The 22,175-nt window shown below is 29.3% G+C and carries 25 protein-coding genes; 14 read left to right on the top strand and 11 right to left on the bottom strand.

The window, feature by feature from the left end; genetic code table 11:
* Positions 1–3: 3 nt before the first annotated feature.
* From NMSP_RS04340 to NMSP_RS04330, 3 genes are all read right to left on the bottom strand, one after another.
* A complete protein-coding gene (locus tag NMSP_RS04340) occupies positions 4–1,602 on the bottom strand; it encodes a CTP synthase (RefSeq protein ID WP_086907620.1) in 1,599 nt (532 codons plus the stop codon).
* A gap of 57 nt (positions 1,603–1,659) precedes the next feature.
* Complete coding sequence (gene trpA / locus NMSP_RS04335) at positions 1,660–2,463, bottom strand: tryptophan synthase subunit alpha (RefSeq protein WP_086907619.1); 804 nt, start codon at positions 2,461–2,463, stop codon at positions 1,660–1,662.
* A 65-nt stretch (positions 2,464–2,528) separates the two neighbouring features.
* Entirely contained in the window at positions 2,529–2,849 is a 321-nt protein-coding gene (locus NMSP_RS04330; protein WP_086907618.1) for a hypothetical protein, read from the bottom strand.
* Between the two features lie 396 nt (positions 2,850–3,245).
* On the opposite strand from NMSP_RS04330, the gene NMSP_RS04325 reads away from it, so the two are divergent.
* From NMSP_RS04325 to NMSP_RS08460, 7 genes are all read left to right on the top strand, one after another.
* Complete coding sequence (locus tag NMSP_RS04325) at positions 3,246–3,743, top strand: ferritin (protein ID WP_086907617.1); 498 nt, start codon at positions 3,246–3,248, stop codon at positions 3,741–3,743.
* A 69-nt stretch (positions 3,744–3,812) separates the two neighbouring features.
* Positions 3,813–4,400, top strand: coding sequence for an HAD-IA family hydrolase (locus NMSP_RS04320; protein ID WP_192866133.1), 588 nt, complete (start codon positions 3,813–3,815; stop codon positions 4,398–4,400).
* Between the two features lie 87 nt (positions 4,401–4,487).
* A complete protein-coding gene (locus NMSP_RS04315) occupies positions 4,488–4,793 on the top strand; it encodes a hypothetical protein (protein ID WP_086907615.1) in 306 nt (101 codons plus the stop codon).
* A 168-nt stretch (positions 4,794–4,961) separates the two neighbouring features.
* The gene (locus NMSP_RS04310) at positions 4,962–5,171 is read left to right on the top strand and encodes a hypothetical protein (protein ID WP_086908380.1); all 210 of its coding nucleotides are present in this window, start codon (positions 4,962–4,964) and stop codon (positions 5,169–5,171) included.
* 112 nt (positions 5,172–5,283) lie between these two features.
* Positions 5,284–6,252, top strand: coding sequence for a YbgA family protein (locus tag NMSP_RS04305; protein ID WP_086907614.1), 969 nt, complete (start codon positions 5,284–5,286; stop codon positions 6,250–6,252).
* Between the two features lie 277 nt (positions 6,253–6,529).
* Positions 6,530–7,009, top strand: coding sequence for a hypothetical protein (locus tag NMSP_RS04300; RefSeq protein WP_086907613.1), 480 nt, complete (start codon positions 6,530–6,532; stop codon positions 7,007–7,009).
* A gap of 284 nt (positions 7,010–7,293) precedes the next feature.
* Complete coding sequence (locus tag NMSP_RS08460) at positions 7,294–7,434, top strand: hypothetical protein (protein ID WP_192866132.1); 141 nt, start codon at positions 7,294–7,296, stop codon at positions 7,432–7,434.
* On the opposite strand, the gene NMSP_RS04295 is transcribed toward NMSP_RS08460, so the two are convergent.
* Positions 7,420–7,656, bottom strand: coding sequence for a hypothetical protein (locus NMSP_RS04295; protein WP_086907612.1), 237 nt, complete (start codon positions 7,654–7,656; stop codon positions 7,420–7,422). The genes NMSP_RS08460 and NMSP_RS04295 overlap by 15 nt on opposite strands.
* 69 nt (positions 7,657–7,725) lie before the next feature.
* Between NMSP_RS04295 and NMSP_RS04290 the strand changes: the two genes are divergently transcribed.
* Positions 7,726–8,076 (top strand): hypothetical protein, encoded by a 351-nt coding sequence (locus NMSP_RS04290; protein WP_086907611.1) that lies wholly within the window; start codon positions 7,726–7,728, stop codon positions 8,074–8,076.
* 67 nt (positions 8,077–8,143) lie between these two features.
* Positions 8,144–8,671 carry an SHOCT domain-containing protein gene (locus NMSP_RS04285; protein ID WP_086907610.1) on the top strand — a complete coding sequence of 176 codons (528 nt, stop codon included), beginning with the start codon at positions 8,144–8,146 and terminating at the stop codon, positions 8,669–8,671.
* Here NMSP_RS04285 and NMSP_RS04280 read toward each other — a convergent pair.
* The 4 genes from NMSP_RS04280 to NMSP_RS04265 all read right to left on the bottom strand — a co-directional run bounded on the left by NMSP_RS04280 (position 8,668) and on the right by NMSP_RS04265 (position 12,218).
* The gene (locus NMSP_RS04280) at positions 8,668–9,084 is read right to left on the bottom strand and encodes a hypothetical protein (RefSeq protein WP_086907609.1); all 417 of its coding nucleotides are present in this window, start codon (positions 9,082–9,084) and stop codon (positions 8,668–8,670) included. The two genes, NMSP_RS04285 and NMSP_RS04280, sit on opposite strands and share 4 nt — an antisense overlap.
* Positions 9,085–9,370: 286 nt before the next feature.
* Positions 9,371–10,315: a vWA domain-containing protein gene (locus NMSP_RS04275; RefSeq protein ID WP_086907608.1), complete on the bottom strand. Its 945-nt coding sequence runs from the start codon at positions 10,313–10,315 to the stop codon at positions 9,371–9,373.
* A complete protein-coding gene (locus tag NMSP_RS04270; RefSeq protein ID WP_086907607.1) occupies positions 10,315–11,193 on the bottom strand; it encodes a DUF58 domain-containing protein in 879 nt (292 codons plus the stop codon). Before NMSP_RS04270 ends, NMSP_RS04275 begins: the two co-directional genes overlap by 1 nt.
* 2 nt (positions 11,194–11,195) lie before the next feature.
* The gene (locus NMSP_RS04265) at positions 11,196–12,218 is read right to left on the bottom strand and encodes an AAA family ATPase (protein ID WP_086907606.1); all 1,023 of its coding nucleotides are present in this window, start codon (positions 12,216–12,218) and stop codon (positions 11,196–11,198) included.
* Positions 12,219–12,346: 128 nt separating this feature from the next.
* Between NMSP_RS04265 and NMSP_RS04260 the strand changes: the two genes are divergently transcribed.
* On the top strand, positions 12,347–13,633 hold the full coding sequence (locus NMSP_RS04260) for a hypothetical protein (protein ID WP_152023807.1): 1,287 nt from the start codon (positions 12,347–12,349) through the stop codon (positions 13,631–13,633).
* Here NMSP_RS04260 and NMSP_RS04255 read toward each other — a convergent pair.
* Positions 13,630–14,763, bottom strand: a complete 1,134-nt coding sequence (locus NMSP_RS04255) for a hypothetical protein (RefSeq protein ID WP_086907604.1) — start codon at positions 14,761–14,763, stop codon at positions 13,630–13,632. The two genes, NMSP_RS04260 and NMSP_RS04255, sit on opposite strands and share 4 nt — an antisense overlap.
* Positions 14,764–14,857: 94 nt before the next feature.
* Here NMSP_RS04255 and NMSP_RS04250 point away from each other — a divergent pair, with 94 nt between their 5' ends.
* Together NMSP_RS04250 and NMSP_RS04245 are read left to right on the top strand one after the other, a co-directional pair.
* Positions 14,858–16,381, top strand: a complete 1,524-nt coding sequence (locus tag NMSP_RS04250; protein ID WP_086907603.1) for a hypothetical protein — start codon at positions 14,858–14,860, stop codon at positions 16,379–16,381.
* A 36-nt stretch (positions 16,382–16,417) separates the two neighbouring features.
* Complete coding sequence (locus tag NMSP_RS04245) at positions 16,418–18,292, top strand: cupredoxin domain-containing protein (RefSeq protein WP_086907602.1); 1,875 nt, start codon at positions 16,418–16,420, stop codon at positions 18,290–18,292.
* On the opposite strand, the gene NMSP_RS04240 is transcribed toward NMSP_RS04245, so the two are convergent.
* Entirely contained in the window at positions 18,289–18,486 is a 198-nt protein-coding gene (locus NMSP_RS04240; protein WP_086907601.1) for a hypothetical protein, read from the bottom strand. The two genes, NMSP_RS04245 and NMSP_RS04240, sit on opposite strands and share 4 nt — an antisense overlap.
* Positions 18,487–18,594: 108 nt before the next feature.
* Here NMSP_RS04240 and NMSP_RS04235 point away from each other — a divergent pair, with 108 nt between their 5' ends.
* Positions 18,595–19,203, top strand: a complete 609-nt coding sequence (locus NMSP_RS04235) for a hypothetical protein (RefSeq protein WP_086907600.1) — start codon at positions 18,595–18,597, stop codon at positions 19,201–19,203.
* Between the two features lie 10 nt (positions 19,204–19,213).
* Here NMSP_RS04235 and NMSP_RS04230 read toward each other — a convergent pair whose 3' ends face one another.
* Positions 19,214–19,393, bottom strand: a complete 180-nt coding sequence (locus NMSP_RS04230; protein ID WP_192866239.1) for a hypothetical protein — start codon at positions 19,391–19,393, stop codon at positions 19,214–19,216.
* Positions 19,394–19,736: 343 nt separating this feature from the next.
* Here NMSP_RS04230 and NMSP_RS04225 point away from each other — a divergent pair, with 343 nt between their 5' ends.
* Entirely contained in the window at positions 19,737–22,106 is a 2,370-nt protein-coding gene (locus NMSP_RS04225) for an NHL repeat-containing protein (protein ID WP_086907599.1), read from the top strand.
* Positions 22,107–22,175 lie beyond the last annotated feature (69 nt).

Genomic DNA, 22,175 nt, shown 5'->3' with positions numbered 1-22,175 from the left:
TTCTTAATTTGATGCTGCTTTGATAAATGCTGAAAATGCTTCTTCAGGGAATCCCGGTCTGCTGTTAAACTCAGGATGGAATTGTACTCCTAAGTAGAATTTATGATCTGGAATTTCTAACATTTCCATTCTTTTACCGTTGTCACTATCTGCTGAAAATATCAATCCGTTTTTCTCAAACTCTGGAATGTACTCTTTATTGATTTCATATCTATGTCTATGACGCTTACTGATTGACTCTGAATTGTAAATTCTATGAGCGTTTGTATTTGATTTTATGATTACTTCATTTGCACCTAATCTTAGTGAACCGCCCATATCTGATACATCTTTTTGTTCAGGTAGTAAGTCTACAATTGGATTTTTTGTATTTGCATTAATTTCTGTGGAATTCGCATCTTCTAAACTTAGAACACTTCTACCAAATGCTATTGCGGCTAATTGAAATCCAAAACATATTCCTAGATATGGTATGTTTTTTTCTCTTGCATAATTTGCAGTTTGAATAATTCCTTCTGATCCCCTTGTTCCAAATCCTCCTGGAACTAAAATTCCATCATAATCTGATAGTTGATTATAATCTGTGATTGATTCTGAATCTATCCAATCAATTTTGATTGATTTTCCAATTGATGCCCCTGCATGTTTCAATGCGTGATTCACACTAACATAGCTGTCTGCTAATGTAACGTATTTTCCAACCATTGCAATTCTGACTTGTTGTTCTTCATGATTTACCATGTTTTGTGCTATTTCGTTCCATTTGTCCCAGTTTGCTGATGCATTAACCATTCCAACTATTCCAAATTTTGTAAATATTGAATCCATTATTCCTTGATCATAAAGCATCTGAGGAACTTCAAAAATTGATTTTGCATCATGACAGGACAATACATCACTAGTTGTTACATTGGTAAACATGGCAATTTTTTTCTTAGTTTTTTCCTCTAATTGCTTTGTACATCTTACTGCCAAAAAGTCTGCTTGAATTCCTATTCTTCTTAATTCCTGAACGCTATGTTGTGTTGGTTTTGTTTTTTGCTCCCCTACTACGTCTAATGAAGGTGCTAATGTAACATGAACAAAAATAACTCCTTGTGGGCCTTCTTCTACTCTCATTTGTCTTAATGCCTCTAAAAATGGAAGCGATTCAATGTCTCCTACTGTTCCCCCACATTCCACAATTAAGAAGTCTAATTTTTCATCTTCGGCAACTTTTCTAATCCTGTTTTTGATTTCATCTGTTACATGTGGAATTATTTGTACACATGCTCCTAGATATTCTCCTTTGCGTTCAGCCTCTATTACTGATGAATAAACTTGAGCAGTGGTAATGTTGTGATCTTTTGATATGTCTTGATTGAGAAATCTTTCATAATTTCCAATATCCATGTCACATTCTCCTCCATCATCAGTAACGAAAACTTCCCCATGTGCTACAGGATTCATGGTCCCTGCATCATAATTTAGATACGGATCAATTTTGATACATGATACTTTTTGATCTGATAATTGTAATAATTTGGCAATCGATGAAGTTGTTACTCCTTTTCCAAGGCCAGACATAACTCCTCCAGTGACAAAAATAAACTTCGTCTGCACATTATTGAAATAAACATCTAGTTTTTGTATGTTTTGTATGATGTGACTAGTAACTAATTATTCAATGACCGTTTGTTTTTTTAGACTCTTTGTAAATGATGCAATTTTTGATTCTAGTTGTGTAGGTTTTGTTTTCTCAATTAATTTCAGATATGCACTTCCTACAATTACTGCATCTGCGCCAGCTTTGATGTATTTTTTTACATCCTCAGGAGTTGAAACTCCAAACCCAATCCCAACAGGAATTTTACCTTTGGTTTGTTTTTTTACATTTTTGATTGATTTTAATGTGTAATTTTTGATACTTGTTTTCACCCCTGTAGTTCCAAATACTGCTACTAGGTACAGAAACCCTGTAGAAATCTTAGAAATTTTATCAATTCTAGTTTTAGTTGTATTTGGTGAAATTAAAAATATTGTATCTGCATTATTCTTTGCCGCATCTATGTAATCCTTTGATTCTTCAAATGACATATCTGGAAGGATAAATCCATCTATGCCTGCATTCTTTGCATCTTTGATGAATTTTTCATATCCCATACGATGTAAGATATTGGTATATGTCATTAATACAAGTGGAATTTCTGTTTCTTTACGAATTTTTTTTACGGTGCTAAAAAATTTTGAAACGTTTGTGCCTTTTTGAAGTGAAATTGTACTTGCATTTTGAATTACTGGGCCATCAGCTAAAGGATCTGAAAATGGGAATCCTATCTCTATTATGTCCACTCCACCTTTAACTAATCCTCTGATGGTGGACATTGTAGATTTTTCATTTGGAAATCCTAACATAATATATGAAATCAATGCTTTTTCATTTCGTTTTTCTAACTCTTCAAATTTTTCTTTGATTCTTGACATTTTCTTTGATTCTTCAATTTTTTTTATTTATTAAAACTGTTTCAGTGTTACCTTGTTTTTGATGTCTACCTTCCAGGTCTCTTATATGATCTTTCTTTAACTTGTCCTAACGATGAATCTTTATTTTCAAATCTTTTACCAGTTGTTTCTTTAGATTTATCAGAATTTTGCTCGTTAGTTATTTTTACTATTTTTTTAGAAACTGCTTTCTCATCCTCTGTTTTTTTATAAATAATGTTTGTTCCTGAAGGAATTTGACTTTTTTTAACAATTTTTTTCTTTTTAGGTTTTTTATCTTCACTAGATTTTTTTTGTGACCAATTGATATTATTTACATCAGAAGAAGATGATTTTTCAATATTATAATCCCCTAATGTCTTTCTCATAATATTTCCATTAATTACTAGTAAACAAATGTACTGGAATTTTTTATTTGTTTTTTAAAAATTCTTAGATAAACAGTAATGAAATAGACAATACCACTACTGTAACAAATCCTGAAATCAAAGCAATTTTTGCATTATCCATTCTGTATCATATAGTACATTTTTTGTTATATTTTACTTGTTTTTGTAAAATGACATAGTGGTAATTTGATATAATTACTTTTTAGTCATTTTCTAAACATAATCCAAATTCTTGTACCTACCATAATTCCTACAGCTGAAATGATTAATGCAGGTATTGCTATTTCCATTAGTTCCATACTTTTACTAAATGTTCATTTTATTTTTTTATTTTCATTTCGAATTCCTTAAATTCAATTAAATTTAAGATGAAGTATGAAAATTTCTAAAAAAATATTGAATTTACTTCATGATCAAATAGCCATGGAAGCAAATGCATCAAATTATTATCTGTACATATCATCTTGGTGTAAAGTCAATGGATATGATGGTGCATCATCCTTTTTTCAACATCACTCAACAGAAGAGCGAGATCATATGCTTAAGATCATTCAATACCTTAATGATCTTAAAATTCATACTGTAATACCTTCAATTGAGAAACCTAAACAAAATATGAAATCTTTGGAGCAAGTGTTTAAGACATCATTACAAAATGAGCAAAAAGTAACGAAATCTATTGATAAAATTATCGATACTGCTCAAAATGAAAATGATCATAGAACTAGTATTTTCCTTGAATGGTTTGTTCATGAACAAATTGAGGAAGAGGATTTGTTTGAATCTATTTTGCAGAAATTTGATGTTATTGGTAGAGATAAGCTAGCTTTACATGAGATTGACAAGTTATTACAAAAATTAACTGAAAAATAATCTTAATTCATAGTGCTAAATAATTATTTTTTTTAAATTCTTTAATTAATAATAAATTTAAAAATTTTTGTGAAGACTGTTTTATTTGATCTTGGGGGTGTTTTAATAAATTGGAATGATGATTGGTTATATGATGAAATCTCATCACAAATGGGTAAACCGTTTAATGAAATAAAATCAAAATTTAATGATAATCTTTGCAGTTTATTTGAGTCTAAAATTAATGAAAGTGAATTTTGGGACATAGTTCTTGGCTCAAATAATGATATTGATAAAAAAATTATTAGTAAAACTTTTTTAAAAAAATCCAGCATTAATACTAAATTCTTAACATTTGCAAAATCTCTTCAGAACCATGGTCATTCAATAGGTATACTGTCAAATTTAACTCCTGAAACTTCTACTAATGTCCAAAAACATCTGTTAAAGGAGTTTGACTATCACTTTTATTCAAATTTGTTACAAATGTCCAAACCCAACCCTGAAATTTATGAACATGTTTGTGACCAAATATCTTCTCAAAATATCTTATTCATTGATGATAAACAAGAAAATTTGGATGTTGCAAAATTATTTGATATGGAGACTATTTTATTCACATCTGATGATTATGAATCTGGATTAATTGAAGAAAAAATATTGAATTTTTTAAATTAATTTTTCTTCATTAATTTGTTTCATGCAATTATTTTATGATGCAAGATTGTTATTTAGTTTTAAAAGGATATTTGAGAATTTTTCTTTATGAGTCAAATTGAAACAAAGCCTTGGGTCATTATTACAGTGTTTAAAGATGAAGTAAATCCCTCGGATATTGAAAGAATTGCTCCTCAAATCCAAAGTCTAACCGATGATTGGCAAAGTGCAGGCAAAATTATGTGGTCTGGTCCATTTAATGATGATGTTACAGGCATGGCTGTTTTTGAGGCTACAAAAAAGGAAGCAGATGATTTTTTCAAAAAATATGATCAAATTTGTTCTGGAATTTTAAATTATTCCATGTATGAATGGGATGCAATGCCTATCTTATCTGTCTTATCTAATAATTAGGTAGGTGAGTTTTTCTTTTTTTTAAAATGAATAATAAATTATGTAGATTGTGCGGATGTGAAATTAAAGAATTAGATTTATGTTTAAAATGTCGTTTAATCACAACTACCATCTGTAATTGTTGTAAGAACGTTGTAGATGTTCAAACTCATATTCATGCTGATTTCAATGGTTTGTAAAAAAATTTGTATTCAGTTTAGTGTAAAAAAAACTATTACTGGAAGTCGGTATGCTGCTGGGCAAAAAAGATGTCAAACATGTGAAATTTTTATCCAATGGGATGGAATATGGTGTCCTTGTTGTGGATATATGTTAAGAACACATCCTAGAAATAGTAAATCTAGAAAAAAATATGACTCAATGAAAAATAGGCACTAGAATAGTTGCATTTGAATTATTTTTTTTAATTCAATTATTTTTATTGTGGTTATCGTTAGCACTATCTAAATATTTTATTTCCAGTTATATTCACTGAAGTTTGAATTTTCATATGAGTGATTTTTCACGACCAATAATTGGTATCAGTAAATGCCTCGAATTTGAAATGTGTAGATATGATGGTAGTAGAATCAATAACAATTTTGTTAGAAATATGAAAAAATATGTGGATTTTGTTCAAGTTTGCCCTGAGGTTGGAATTGGATTGGGTACTCCTAGAAAACCTATTAGACTTGTTAAAATTGATGGAATAAAAAATCTCTATCAACCTTCATCAGAAAAAAATCTAACTGAAGAAATGCATAATTTTACAAAAAAATTTGTTAGCTCTGTGGATATTCTTGATGGTTTTATCTTTAAACGAGATTCCCCTACATGTGGAATATCTAATGTTAGATTATATCATAAATTAGGTACAGATTCTGGATATCAAAAAACTTCTGGAATGTTTTCTGAAGGTGTATCTGCAGAATTCCCCAATATGGTTAAGGAAGATGAAAAAAGACTTGAAAATATTGCAATTAGGGAGCATTTTCTAACGAGGATTTTTGTTTTAGCAAATTTACGAGAATCTTTAGAATCCCAGTCTATTGCAAAATTATTTGAATTCTATTCAAAAAATATGCTTTTATTTTTATGTCATGATGAAACATTAACAGCTGAACTTGGTTTGATTTTTAAAATTGAGGATGACTTTGAAATTATTTCAAAGAAATTTCAAAAAATTGCATATGATGTATTGTCCTCCCCTGTAAAAAAAACCCCTATGATTAACACATTTGAATACATGTTTAATTTTGTAAAATCAAAATTATCTGAATCTGAAAAATCTCATTATCAATCATTAATTGATGAGTTTGAAAATGATTTAATTTTACAATCAGAAATATCTACACTACTCTATTCTTGGGCATTAAGATATGATGTAAAAATTATTCTAGAACAATCCCTATTTGATCCTTTTCCAAAAAACTTATTGTTAGATCTAGTTGAATCAAAAAAAGAATATTCTGTTTTGTAATTATTTTTAATGTGATTCAATTTATGAAATTCAGACAAAAAGTTGTAATTTTTTTATTTTGATCTGTAATTATTTTATAATAATTTGTAAAAATTACATAAAAAAAATTATACTTATTTATGATAACTTCCTATTGTTAGTATTAGGAATAAGTCCACCTTAACCCCCTGAGTGTAATGCTCTAAAGGAAACTAACCGGGATTTTGCTCTGGGCTTATTCATCTTTTAATTATTTTTAAATGCAAAGCATTAATTTGTGATATTTTTGATCTAAGTTATGTCATTTGAAATTGATTGGCATGATAATTTTTATGGAATATCATGGGCTTATGAAAAAGATAGACTTGTAGTCTCTACTGTTTTTGAAGATAAAAAAGAAGCAACAACTATTGCACAAGAAATAGAAGAATGGAGTGACAAGTTTACTCGATTAACAATTATTGAAAAAGATAATGGTGAATTTTCAATTTGTTGCTATGAGGATCCTCAAATCTCTAAAAGTTCTGAACATATTGGCCTATTTAGAACTGGTATGATACAAAGTGGGGGTTACGAGCAAGCAAAACCTATGATTGAAGAAAAACCTCCTTTATTGCAAATTGCATATGCTTCTGATGTTAGAGATATGACTACTTATGAGCAAATATCTCGACTTGTACCAATGAGAAAATGCAGAATTATTTCTGAAAAAGATTTGAAAAAACAAGAATATTATTTTGAAAGAACTGCCCATAACAAAAAAAATAATGAAATCTAAAATATCTTATTCATTACTTATGGACAATTGCCGATAATCGTTTGAAATCCATATAAAGAATCACTATCAAATCATTCATAACATTGCTACTGATCAATCGTTCATCTCTTTTAAATGCAAATTTGATTTACTGTATTCATGAATGATAACACCACCTCAACTAATTGGGAAGATGCTATAGGCTCATCCTGGTTAATTTCAGATGAGTAATCTTTTTGATTACTTATTCTGAAATGAATTCTTGTTTTCATAACTTTATTTTATTGATTTTTTAATGAATGTAGATGCAAAATCCAATGGATATTGAACATACAAAAGAATGCAGGTATAGAAATGATAATGATTTACCGCATACAAATTGTTACTGCAAATGTCATAAAATTTTGATGATGGAATCTAGTAAATTAGAATCAAGCACTTTCTGATTCTTTTTTTGGCTCAAAATTCTCTACAATCTCTGTCACTGTTTTTATTATTGCTTCTTTGATCTGCTCTTGGTTCATTCCTGATTTATGCATTAATTTCATTTGGTCCATTAATGCAAAATGCACACGACCTTGTAGATAATCTACAATTCCAAAATTACCTTTTGGAAATTCTGTTACAAATAATTCATGATCTGTAGGTTCGCTTGATGATTCTGACATACACTTTATTTAAAAAATACCATTATAAAATTTACAAATATTCATTAATCTCTAAAATTAGATAATTTTATGACTGAATTCGTTCACAAACCCTATGATAAAATCTATGTTCGTGACATGATACAACTCAGTCTTGATGATCTTATTGGTATGATGTCTTCATTAGAATCTGCAAATGCCTATTGGGTAGATGGTGTATTGTTTGCAAGTTTTGCAATGACTGAATCTGAGGAACTGGCTAAAAAAGAAATGAATAATGAAATGTTTTTAGATAAAGTGATTTTTGCAAAATGTGAAAATTATTCAAAGACTGTAAAATCTTCAACTAACTTAGAAATTGGTGTATTAAACATGCAAAAAAGTAGTCTATACGTGGATTTAATCAATTGGCTAAAATCCCAACCTATTTGGTCCAGTTGAATTCTTAATTTTTGATATTTAATCAATCAAGTATAATCTTTTTATGATGATTAATTTGATTTAAAATATGGCACTTAAATCTGAAGCATCCTTTAAAGAATATCTTAAAAAATTATCTGATGAGACAATAATTAGATACTATTCTGATGTAGAGTATTCTCCATTTCCTATCTTACTTATCCAGGAATATACTAGACGATTTGAACAAAAAAGTAAAAATGAAATTATAAAGGATCTAAAGTATCAAACTCGACTAGCCAAAAAAAAGACTCTGGAAATTAGCCAAATGGCTAAAAAACATAAGTTAATTGATGATGTAACTAAACAGAAATCTCAAGAAATTGTAAGTCAGGCTAAAAAAAAGGGATTCCAAATTACTGAAAAAATTTCTGACAAGCGTCATGTTTTAGGTTCAAAACTTAAAACTACAGCTAAATCTAAAATTCAAAAAACCGTGAAAGTTGGCAAGTCCTTAAAAGTTTCTAAAAAAGAAAATCTTGAACTCTTAGAAAGTTTAGCAAGACTAAAGGATGCTGGAGTAATTACTGCTAAAGAATTTCAAGAAAAGAAAAAGAAACTCCTTTCAACAATTTAATTTTTGGATAATTTTTTGAATTTTTCAAATTCTGATTTAGTTTTTACAAATTGATCAGTTAAAATTTTGCAAGAAAAAATTTGGTTCATTTTATTATCAATAAGAAATATTGTCTCGTTGAAAATTATTGATTCAATAAAATCCGTGGATGGATACACTGTATATTCTAGCAATTCTTGATTGATTTCAATTTTAAATTTACATCCCATTACTAATCCTATTTCTTCATGTTTGTTTAGAAATCCTCTTAAACTTGCCTTAATTTGTGATTGATTTTCTACTGATTCAAATTTTAATCTGTTTTCAGAATTATTCTCTATGATACATCCAACTGGATTGTTCTGAATATGTAGGACTGAAGATTTATGGGTTTCTGCATATTCTTCAACTTCTTTAATTTTATCTAATGGCATATTATGTTAATTGAAATTTAATTAATTAATTTTCATAATTTCTGCTATTTTTTGATATTGCCCTGAAAAAAAAGTCAGTCTCCGTATTTTGGAGACTCTGTAATGCATTAACTAGTTTATGTGAGCATTGGGCTCTTCCAGCTAACACCGCGAGATGTCTCTGACTCTAAACCCTATAGAATTATCTTTTTGTTAAAAATTAAATTTAAAAAAAATTACTTGAGTGTTTAACTTTTTCACATCAATAAGATCGCTATTTTTTATTTTTAAATTTTTTTTATAATTATTATGCAGCTATTCTGAATCTTCCGTAAATTATGTAAATGTCTATTAAAAGAATAATGATCGCTGACCCAATAAACCAATCTCGAATTGTTGATAATTCTTTTTCATATTCTAGATTTGCATTCAATTCCAATAATATTTCATTCAACGTCTTATCGTCCAATGATTTGAAATACATTCCGCCCGTACTATTAGCAATTTCCTGAAGTGCCAGTTCGTCTAATTCGGCATATTGAGGTTCACCGTATATGTCATCACGGAGATAAACTGGATTTTCTGACCCAATTCCAATAGTATGAACCTGGACATTGTTTAAAATTGCATATTGTGTTGCCTGTTCAGGTGTAACTAATCCTGAATTGTGTATGCCATCACTAAGAAGAATGATAACTCGCTTTTTATCTAAAATTGATGATACCATATCAATTCCTAATGATAAGCCATCTCCAATTGCAGTTGCTCCTGTCCCTTGTTGAATTGACGAAATTGAATTAATTGTTTTTTCTTTTACGGGGGTTAGATAGGAAATTGTTCCTGCACCTGTTTCAAAGACCACGACTCCTACATTGTTAGTATTTGGAGTCTTTTCTATGAGTGAATTAATTGCCTTTTTTGCTGCTTCTAATCTTGTAGGGTTGTAGTCTGATGCAGCCATACTTTCTGAACCATCTAAAACTATGCCTATGTTGATTCCTTTTTCAGCACCCATAGTTACAATTTGAGGATTTGCAAGGGCAATTATGATGAGTGATAATACAAGTATGATTAATACAAATGGACTATGTTTTCTGATTCCGTTATTTTTGGTGTTTGTTTGTTTGATAACTTTTAATGTACTGAATTTTAAAATTGATTCTTTTTTTCCTGTATTGTATTTGTAATATACAAAAATTAAAACAGGAATTAAAAGAAAAAGAAATAGTGCATTGATAAATCCAAACTCCATTAGTTTTTCATTCTCCACTTATTTCTAAAGTACTTGTTAATTGTAATATCAAATGATTCTTCATTGTTTAGATTGATAATATCTACTCCAATTTTCTTCATACTATTTTGATTTTCAATAATTTTTTGATTCATAATTTTACTATATTGTTTTTGAAAAATTTTGCTTGAAGTATTAACTAGTATTTGTTCTTCTGTTTCTGAATCTTCAATATACGCATATCCAATATCAGGAATTTTCATTTCATTAATGTCTGAAATATTAATTAAAATAACTTCATGATGTAATTTTAAAATTTTTAATGGTTTTTCATACGAGTCTGAAATAAAATCAGAAATGATGTAAATTACACTTTTTCTTTTTAATTTATTTTTTAATGTTGATAATGATTTTAAAATATTGGTTTCCTTACTCTTTGGTTGATATTCTATTAATTCTTTAATTATTCTTAGAAGTTGTCTTTTACCTTTTTTTGACGGAATAAATTTTTCTAATTGATCTGTAAAAATACCTAAACCTAATCTGTCATTATTTTTTAGTGCTAAAAACACGAGTGATACTACAACTTCAAAACTTAAGTCTAATTTTGATTTCTTAAACCCGAAATTATTACTTGCTGATAAATCTACAATTAGGTAGATATTCAGTTCATTTTCTTCCACAAATTCTTTTACAAACAGTGAATTGTGCCTAGCAGAAACGTTCCAATCGATTCGTTTTACGTCGTCTCCTGGAATATATTCTCTAACTTCTGAAAATTCGATTCCTCCGCCTCTGAATTTGGAATTATAAGCCCCGGACTCTATTCCTTCTACTAAATTCTTTGTCTGAATTTGTAAATTTTTAATTTGCCCTAATAATTCTGAAATTTTGCTCATTTTTATGGTGATGGTATCTTATCTAGGATCATATCGATTACTTTATCGGTAGTTATCTCATCTGCTTCTGCTTCAAAAGTAAGGATTAATCTGTGACGTAATACATCATGTGCAACTTCTTTAATATCTTCAGAAATGACATAGCCTCTACCATTTATCAGGGCATTAGCTTTTGCTGTTTTAATTAGCCAAATTGAGGCTCTTGGAGATGCACCGAATTCAATAATATTTTCCAAGTCTAATTCATAATTGTCTGGATTTCTTGTAGAATCCACTATACTTGCAACATATTTTAAAATTATTTTATCGGCATAAATTTTTGAGTTAAATTCTTGCATTTCTAAAATTTGAGTTGGTTTTAAAATTGATTCTGCTTTAATTTCTGTTTCAATTGTATTGTTTTCAATAATTTTAATTTCATTTTCTTTTGTAGGATAGTCAATTAAAATTTTTAATGCAAATCTATCCACCTGAGCTTCAGGTAGCTTGTAGGTTCCTTCATTTTCAATTGGATTTTGAGTTGCAAGAACTAAAAATGGTTTTTCTAATTGAAATGTTTCTCCATGTATACTAACTTGCTTTTCTTGCATTGATTCTAGTAGGGCTGATTGAACTTTTGGCGGTGCACGGTTTATTTCATCTGCTAAAACAAAATTATGAAAAATTGGCCCTTTTTGAATTTCAAATGAATTGGAATTATTTTTATAAATTTTTGTTCCTAAAATATCGGCTGGGAGTAAGTCAGGTGTAAATTGTATTCTAACATTCCTTACGCTAAAGATATCTGCCATTGTTTTGATCAACAATGTTTTAGCCAATCCTGGGACACTTTCTAGTAGTACATGCCCATCTGAAATAATTGAAATTAGAATTTTCTTAACCACGTCTTCTTGACCAATAATATTTTTCTCTGTTTCTAATATGGCCCTTGAGATGATTTTTGAATACTTTTGCGATATTTCCGTTAATTCTTGAATTTTCTCATCTGATGTTGCAAATTTTTCATTATTCGTGTCTAAAACCATTAATTTTAATTTTTAAAATCATGATTAATAGTATGTGGTATGTTCGACGATTGTACCAATTTTTATTTTACTAATGATTATTTTATAGAAATTAAATATTGACACCATTCTGGATTTTATTATTTTCAATGTCAATTGTTTTCATAAATCCTGCTTTTGCTGAACCTGTTGATGTAGAAATTGATTGGATTATTGAGGGTCAATCTAAATCACTTATAGTTTCTCCTGACATTGAGTCTGAAGAAGATATGGGTAATGTTGAAGTAAAAAAAAATAAGAATGAATCTTTAAACATTGTCATTGAACAGGAGTCTCAAGAAGATTTTATCACTGGTAGTGGTTATACTATAGGTGATAAAATAATAACTATTGAATCTGAAGAGGGAAAAATTCTAAATAAAATGTTAATAGAGCAAAAAAAAATTAATAAAGAAAATTTTTTTCATATGATAAAATACTTGGATAGGTATTCTGATGGTTATGTTGAACTTGCTGAAGCGTTACTGGATCCTGTAAAAACACAAAAGTATCTTTCTTCTGGAATTTCAACAGAGTACTACGTTGATTCTAATTTAGAAAATTTTTTGGTTGAACGTGGTTATGACTTAGATGATTTAGAATCTATTCCTAATGATGCATTTTCACCTACAAAATATGATGATGTTAGACTCAAAGCATCACAGATGGCAAATGACGGTGATGAAAATATTGACTTAAGAGAATTACTACCAAATTACGTTAAACCTAATTCACAAACAATGAAAGAAGACATGATAAGACAACTAAGTTCAGAAACTTCTAATGTTTATGAATCTATTTCTTCTCGTCAATTAGAAATATCTGTCAAACAGTCTCCGGATTTAGTAAACAATATTTCTTCAAATTTATTTGATGATTTTCAATTTGTAAATACTAACTTTGAAAATACAAGACATGTCATTGATTCTTTAGAAAAACCTCCACAATCAATTGAATTACCTAAAAACTATGATTTGACATTGTTACTTTCGATTCCAATAATTTTTGGATTAATTGTTTTTGGATATTTCATGTATAGAAAATCCATTTCTACACATAATTTAGAAATTGTAACTATTTCTCCTTCTGTTAATTATGTAGAAAACACTATTGAAATGATTCAAACATCCAGAAATCTATTTGAAGATAATTTACCTAAATATGCATTTGAAAAATTTAGCCAGGCTATACGATACTATTATTCTCATAAATTAGAAATTAATTTGGATTTGACACATACTGAAATTATGAATAATCTTAAAGAATCAAGTGTTTCAAACTATGCTGAAATCAACCAATGGCTTCAATTATGTGGTCAAGTTGAATTTGTTAAGCATAAATCTACACAAAAAGAATTCATAACTGCCTTGGAAACTTTCAGAAAATCAATTTCTTAATTCTTTACATTAATTGTACATGTTGAAAATTTCTTATCAATTTTTAAATTTCCAATGAATCTTTTAGTTTCATACTCTTCAAGTTCTAAAAGATTTGCAGTATTTTTTAAAATTATATTCTGATTGTTATCCAAAAATGCAATCTCCATGATTACTCTATCTTTTTTAATTTGATTGTTGTTATATTGTCCTGAAATTGTAATTAAACCAAATTCGTCTTTAATACATGAAAAATTTTCAATTCCATACTTTTTATCATTTTCAAATCCTTTCCATTGCTTATCATTTTTATTAATTGTTAATTCTCTTTCTGAACTTGAATATTTATTTTGTTTACTTTCTATAATATCTGCATTTGATTCTAAAATCTTGTATAACTCATTGCTACTATCTAATTCAGAATTTATTTGTACTTTTTTTAATATATGGTCCACAACTCTTGTTGTGATTTCATTTTCATTTACTGTTAATTTTTTTATTCCAGTTTGTGGTTTTCCATAATCAAAATGTTCTTGATACTTGTCAAAAATGACACTTTGAATTACAAATTCATCTGTTTTACAAATTGTCATTGCGCCAAAATCTGAATAATTAAAAATACATTCTGTATTTTGATTTGGTGTTCCAATTAAATATGCGTTATCCCATAATTTTTCAAGATTTGAATTTTTTTCTTGTAACCAATAATCCATTAATTTTACTGAATTATCATATTTGATGATTTCAATCTGAATTGTTGCTACTTTGTATTTATTTACTATGGGATCGTAAACTCTTCCTACATCTCTTACTAACCCTTGGATTTTATTAACTCCAAATTCTTCATTTTCACTTGTTTGTTTATCAACATATCTCCAAACTGTTCTTAATGTTATTTCATCAAAATCCTTTTCTGTTGGTAAAAATTTCTTTAATGTGCCAAGTTTTTTCTTAATTATTTTCTCTTCATTTTCTATTTCTTCATCTGAGTTTTTTTCTTCCGTTTGAACATTTTCTCGTTTTAATGAATTAGCTGCATCTTTTACTTCATTTTCTCTTTCTTTATCTATTTCTGACTCTCCAAAAACATTTGGACTAGTTGTAAAAACAATAAAACTAAAAATAATTATGAAAATTATTAAATTTTTCATATTTTTTAAAATTTTTTTAATTATTAATATTGAATTGGTACATCTATAGAATGAACCATTTTCTTTTTATTAAAATAATTAATAAAAATCTCAAATGAATAAATCTCAGATTGTTACATTTGCTGTATTATCTGCATTTGTTCTGTCTGTGCCTTTTTCAACTATGCCTGCAGATGCAATTCCTCCTAATTCATATTCTAATACTTATTCCGCACCAGGAATTATTATGAAATTCTGTATGAATGCTGCAACAACTATGCAAGACTGTGATGAAAAATATAGCGGATATACTCACACTGATCGAATTTATGTTCTAATTTATGCAAATGGTTACAATGAAGATCCTGAAAAAATGGATAGTATTGGACTTGGACAAAATGGTTATGGAAAAATATCTGTAACCACTAGAGATGCTACTGCTGATGAAATAGCTTTTACTGAAACTGGTCCTGATACAGGTTTATTTTTAGGAATTGTTAAGATGACTGGCGAAAAAGATTTTGTTGTTCATGATGAAAATGGTGTAGAAATTAAAGCAATGGGAATGAATATGGACAATATTATGCCTATGACTATGATGGGTGTAACTACGTATGATTGGATGAAGAGTGCTCATGATGTAGCCGTTAAATTACCTACTGGAACACAGGATGGCGCAGTAACTGTCAATTGGGAAGCTAATGAAGATATCAATATTGTAAAGTCAGCTACTTGGGAATGGAGAATGGGTGAAATTGCATTTGATAAGGAACAATTTATTGCAGGTGAACCAATTACATTCAAACTTCATGATGCAGATTTATGGATACACCATGAGGATTTCCATAGTTACTATATTCATGCATATTCTGATTCAGATTTGGCAGGAATCTATGTTCCAGTTCAATTTATTCCAAATCATGATCATGGTGAAAAATTAGGTGGTGGAGAAATTGAAAATATCCAATTAACTGAACCTGCATCATCTTCATTGATCAAATACACTCCTGATGGTGAATACAAGTTATACTTTTGGTGGCAACCAGGTGGAGTGATTGGTGTTGATAAAGAGTATAACATCAACTTGATGGTTCATGATGGACTTACAGATGTAATGGAAAGCAAGTTAACTTATGGCATGGAAATTTATCTTAATGGTGAATTAATTGAAAAAAGAACTGACAGATTTGCAGATGATGGTCATGCAGTTGAACCAATAAGATTTGATGAAAGGGGAACCGCAAAAATTGTAATTACTGATATCTTTGATGGAAATGTTAAACAAGACTTTTCTTTCCAAGTAGCTCCAGAAGCAATTGTCAAGCAAGTAGTTGGAAAACATGCTTCATTCACTGAAGGTAATATTCCAGAGGATTGGAAAGGACGAATGCATGGACATTATGTTGATGTTTTAGAAGGATCCTTTGATGTAACATTTGATGATCACTCTTTTACTAAAAATACTCTCAGAGTAAGTGATGGAGATTCAATCTATATTGAATACGAGGACAGAACTTTACCAAAGGACAATGATGGTTTGTTTGGAGGGCCATATTCATCAGCAGATTACGTTGAAATTATTGCACAAACATTTGTCTTTGACCATGTCACAGGCTATGTTGATAACATAAGTGAATGACAATTTTTATTTTATTAAAAAGAAATTCAATTATTAATGAATCCTAAAATGACACATTCAATTTTTGTTTTATTATCAATAATAGTAATTTTTGGAACAGTTCAATCTGCATATGCTCATGGATTGGGTTCTGTAGAAAGTGATATACAATTTTTTAATCAAAATTACTTTAAAGTAAAAGTTGAAACGAATCCTGATGTTTTACATGGAGATGAATCTGAAATCGGGTTTAAAATCTCAACAATTAATCATGATGAAGAACGTATTGTTTCCAACATAGAATATTTGATAGATATTGTTAACCCTGAAACTGGAGAATCTATTTTATCCTTCAATGGGTATAGTCCTGATGAATCTTTTAATGCAAAAATTATCCCAAAAAATGAAATAAATTTTTTAGGTGATAAAACAACTGATGATTTTTGGATAGGAAGTTCTAACAAACCTCTTGCAATTGAAGCCCCTTTGTTTACGAATGGTGGTTTAGTACAAGTGGATATAAAGATTTTATCTATTAATTCTGAATCACTACCTCGACCTCCTGTATTTGAAACATTGTTAACTATTGGTGAATACATTCCATTTGAAATTGATTCAGATAAAAAATATGATTTAATGTTTGCCACATATTTTGATAAAATTGATAAATTTCATTATGACGAAAATTCTCAAAAATTAACTGCAGATATGCCATTTAACTGGGATGTTGAATTTATAAAAAAAATTCCTTACGTACATGCTGAATATTATATTCCAAAATCGATGAAAGTTTTTCATGAACATGAAATTAAAATGACTGTAAATTCTATTCCTGTTTTGGGAACTATTGATAGATCTGGTGACAAAGAAATTGTTGTGCATTTTTTAATTCCTACAAAAAAATTAATGAAACTATATGATGAAATTCCATCTGATACACAAGATAAAATAATTTTTGGACTTGAATCGGGAAAACTCCGTGATATTCAAAAACAAAATGCTTCGTTAGAATCTGGTGATAAAGTTATTGTATTATCTACTGAGGAGGATTGGAAATTCCACTTAACGTTAACCCCTGAAGGAAAAATAAATCCCAACAATGAAATTAATCTTAATTTGGAATTTAGAGATCCTATAACCAATATTGTTATTCCTCAAATTACATATGATCTGGATATTTTTCTAAATGGTAATCAAATTGAATCATTTCGTGGAGTTGAATCGTATGACGGTCGTGATTCCTTACCTGTAATTTTTGATAGTACTGGTGCCGTAATTCTAAGAATTTCCAATGTAAATTATTTTGATACGTCTGGTGAATTTTCATTTAAAGTAACTGAGCCTAAAGAACCAATGATTGCTGATAAAATTATTGATATCGCTTTGAATTCTTCCTTACCTGGTTGTGAATTAAACGAATCTTGCTATTTGCCTTATGAGCAAAAATTATCTGTTGATGAAATGGTTTTATGGAACAATATTGATTCAGCTGCACATACAGTTAGTTCTGGAAACCCTTCAGAAGGAAAATCTGATTATTTTGATAGTGGTATAATTGCACCAGGTGATAATTTCTCACAAAAATTTGATACTGCCGGATTGTTTTCTTATTATTGTGAATTACATCCATGGATGCTTGGAGTAATTTCTGTTGATGATTTTACAATCCCATCCTGGATTAAAAATAATGCTGGCTGGTGGGCTGACGGAACAATTGATGATAATTCATTTGTTCAAGGAATTCAATATCTAATTGAAAATAATATTTTAGATGTTACTTCTCAAACAACTGAGACTTCTCAAGAAAAAATCCCATCCTGGATTAAAAATAATGCTGGCTGGTGGGCTGACGGAACAATTGATGACAATTCTTTCATCACAGGTATTGAATGGCTAGTGTCTAATGGAGTCATCAATATTAAAAATGACTAATCTGTCCTTGTACATCCACATTTAACATATACTACTTTGAATTCCCCCTCACTTTTGATATTATGTGACATTGGTTTGTTACAATATTGACATTCAGTCCAACCGTGATATTCGTCTACTGCAACCATTTTGTATTCCCACGATTTTTTCTTATTGTCCCAAAATACTGAATTAATCTCTTTTGGGGAATCCATATCAAAAATACCTATTAATTATTTAATTAATTTTTAGAATTCTTATTTTGATATTAGGCATAAAAATCTCTAATTAAACCGTAAATAGGGCAATTTTAAGATTAAATTATGAAAGATATTACTATTAATTCTATTCTAGATTCTATGGGTGCTGATAGTGCATATCTTACAGATATGTGGGAGAATTGTCTTGATGAAAAAAGAAAAAGATATGCCAGAAATAAATTCTCATTAGTTTTAGACAAAATGGAAAAACTTGGATATCTAAAAAAACAAGGATACAAAAGTGAAATTACATACACAAAATTACAATTTCAAGATACCGCAGATCATATTGGATTCATCAATAATGTTATTTTTACAAATGAATCGTTGATTACAAAATCATTAAAAAAACTGGATAGCAAAAAAATCTTTATTGATATTTCAAAAGATCTTAATTCTCAAAAATTAAATAAATTAATTTTAAAAGACTATGATTTACTTATTAACAGTATAACAAATATGTTGGAATTGTCTTCTTCAATTATGCTTACTGTTGAAAATACTAAAAATATAGAATTAAAAAAAGAATTAAAGAATTCATTTAAGCAAATTAAAGAATTTTTAGATGAATCAAATGAAATTCTAATGAAATTTAGAGGTTCAAATGAAAGAATTGTATTACAACGAATTTTAAATAATAGAATTCCAAAACCCGGATGCATAAAAATTTAAAATAATTTTTTTACTGCATTGAATAATGAACATCACAAAATAATACAATTCCATTTGATAATGTTTTAGCTGAAATACTGTGTCCTTCGGACAAACCTTTACCACAAACATAACATTCAACTTTTGAAACAGAGGATTGAATATTATTTTCAATTTTTGTCTCTTGCATTATTGTTCTACTTTGCATCATACCGATACTGCGATCAACTATGCTATAAACGTACCGTACTATACCGTAATACATTTATGCCTAAATTATTAGATTATAATTCCACATTTTGAGTCAATTATCTCGACATATTGTGCCTATTTTCCTGAAGATACTTTAACAAATTGGACAGTTTAGGCTAATTATGCGATATTTCCGTACCTAAGACTTTAACAGTTTTTGAAAAATGCAAAATTCAGAATTATTGCCATATTTCTAAGATTTTTTTAAAAAATATCAATCTATTGAAAAACTACGATCAGGATTTGTTTCTTCTTTTTGAATTGTATTACAGTGTATTTCGGCATTCTTAAATTCTAGAATTATGAAAAAAAAATTATTGAAACCTGTATTCATTATTGTAATTGCAGTTCTTTGTGTGGGATTAATTGGACTTGCAAGTAATTCTGCATATGCAGGACTACAAGCTACAATTGGAAGTCAAGGAACAGGTAATGGGCAATTTGATCACCCTTGGGGGTTGGGAGTAAACAGTACTGGATGGATTTTTGTAGCTGAATATTGGAATCACCGAATTTCATTGTTTGATAATTCTACATCTCATAATTTTTCATCACACATTGTGGATCCTGGAGTTAGAGAAAACAATTGTTATCGTAATACTATGGATATTCAAGCAGGTGATCCTTGTGGAGATGATGGTGAATTTAATCAACCAATGGATATTGAATTTGATAGTTCTGATAATTTTTGGGTTTTAGAAGTTGGAAACAACAGACTACAGAAATTTGATCAACATGGTACATTCATTTCAAAATTTGGTACTGCTTGTGTAATGAATATTGCAGGTACTGCACCCGAACGCAGTGTAAATGGTGACCTGTGTAATACCTCAGCTTCAGGAGCTGTAGTTGCAGGTGATGGGCAATTTTATTCTCCAAAAGATTTTGCAATTGATCCATCAGGTAACATTTGGGTAGCAGACACTAACAACAATAGAATTCAAAAGTTTGATTCTTCAGGAAATTTTCTATTAAAATTTGGAAGTGAAGGTTGTGGACGTATTGAAGGTGGACCTGGACTTGTTGGAGAACAATATCTTGGAAAATTCTGTAATCCAGTATCTTTAGACTTTGACTCTTCAGGAAAATTATGGGTTGCTGATCATAATAACAGACGAATTCAACAGTTTGATTCTTCAGGAAATTATCTTACCTCATTTGGAGGTTATGGAACAACTGATGGTCTATTCCAAAATCCACATTTTATGACAATTGATTCTTCAGACTATGTCTATGTTGGAGATAGAGAAAGAAACAACATCCAAGTTTTTGATGATTCCTTTAATTTTAGATATGCAATTACGGGTTTATCTGACCCTAAAGACATAGTAATTGATCATCTGAATCGATTACTTGTAGCATATAACCATGCAGTTAATGTCTACACCTCATCAAATAGTACTGCTGCAGCAAGTTCTACCACGTTGGATTTCTCAACTGTCTATGAGTATGAAATTTTAAATTTTACAGGTACACAATTGAGTCAAATTACAATTCCTAGTAGTAATGGAGCTGCAAGTTTAGAATTTTCTAATGTTTTGAATCAAACTGCAGCTGATAATACAAACAAAAACATTCATCTGCCAAACAGAATTGTAGTTAATGCAACAACTGCTGATACAGACATTGATCTAGTTATTCAAGCAGGAACTAGCATTAATGGTACCAATTGGAATGGGGGATTAGAGCTGGCAAATAACATAGATAAATCAACAATTTCAGTAGAAGGTCAAACAATTAACTTGGCAACATCGTTTGGTTCTGATGATGTTGATCTAACCTTTTCAAAACCTATGAGAATGAAGATAGATGGAATGGCAAATCAGACTTTTGGATATGTTAATTCTGCAGGAGTAGTTAATTCTACACAAACTGCTTGTCTTGAAGATAGTTTTAGCAATGTAACTTCAATGCTTGGAGGAAGTGGTCAATGCTCAATGACTGTGGGAAATGATTTGATTGCATATGTGTATCACTTTACAAAATTCTTTACTTCTTCAGATACTCCATCTAGTTCTAGTTCTAGTGGCGGCAAGAATAATTGTGATTCAAATGGATTTGGACAAAATAATTCACTAAGAGTTTATCAAGTAAATTATAATATCAATACATTTGAAGTTCAAGTTCATGCCTACTCCACATGTGGTTCAATACAAACCAAAATGACAACACCAATGCAACAAAGTATTTTGGGATTATCAACAGATCAACCATTACTTGATGATAGAATTGCAATTTATTCGGGATTCCTTGATGAATCAGAAGAAAAATTTAACATATCAATTCAAAATAAACGAAATTCCTTTACTGAAACATTTTACATTCATGACAAATCAATTAGTAAATCATACACTGGGGATACAGGGTATACATCTGAACAACAAGGAACACAATTACCAACTGTTACATCTAAACAAACTACCGTTGTCTCTGAACCATCTGTAACACAAATCGTTCAAACTATCAAAGACCCAATTACAATAGACTCTAAAAAACAAATTCCTGATGAAAAATCAGTTACCTTACAAGTACAATCAATTGGATATACTCCTGAACCAGTTGTAGAAGAAACTAAGCCTCAATGTGGTGTTGGAACTAAATTAGTAGATGGCATTTGTAAAATAATTAAAACTGATGAGCCTCAATTCTGCTTTTTGTTTTGGTGTTGGTAAAATTATGCCAAATTCCTGATATGACTGCAATTGGAATTAGGCATATTATTTAGTAATAATTTCTCATTT

This window comes from Candidatus Nitrosomarinus catalina (assembly GCF_002156965.1).
GTDB lineage: Archaea > Thermoproteota > Nitrososphaeria > Nitrososphaerales > Nitrosopumilaceae > Nitrosopumilus > Nitrosopumilus catalinensis.
Note: the sequence above shows the minus strand (reverse complement) of the source record. Positions and strands in the feature narration are given on the sequence as shown.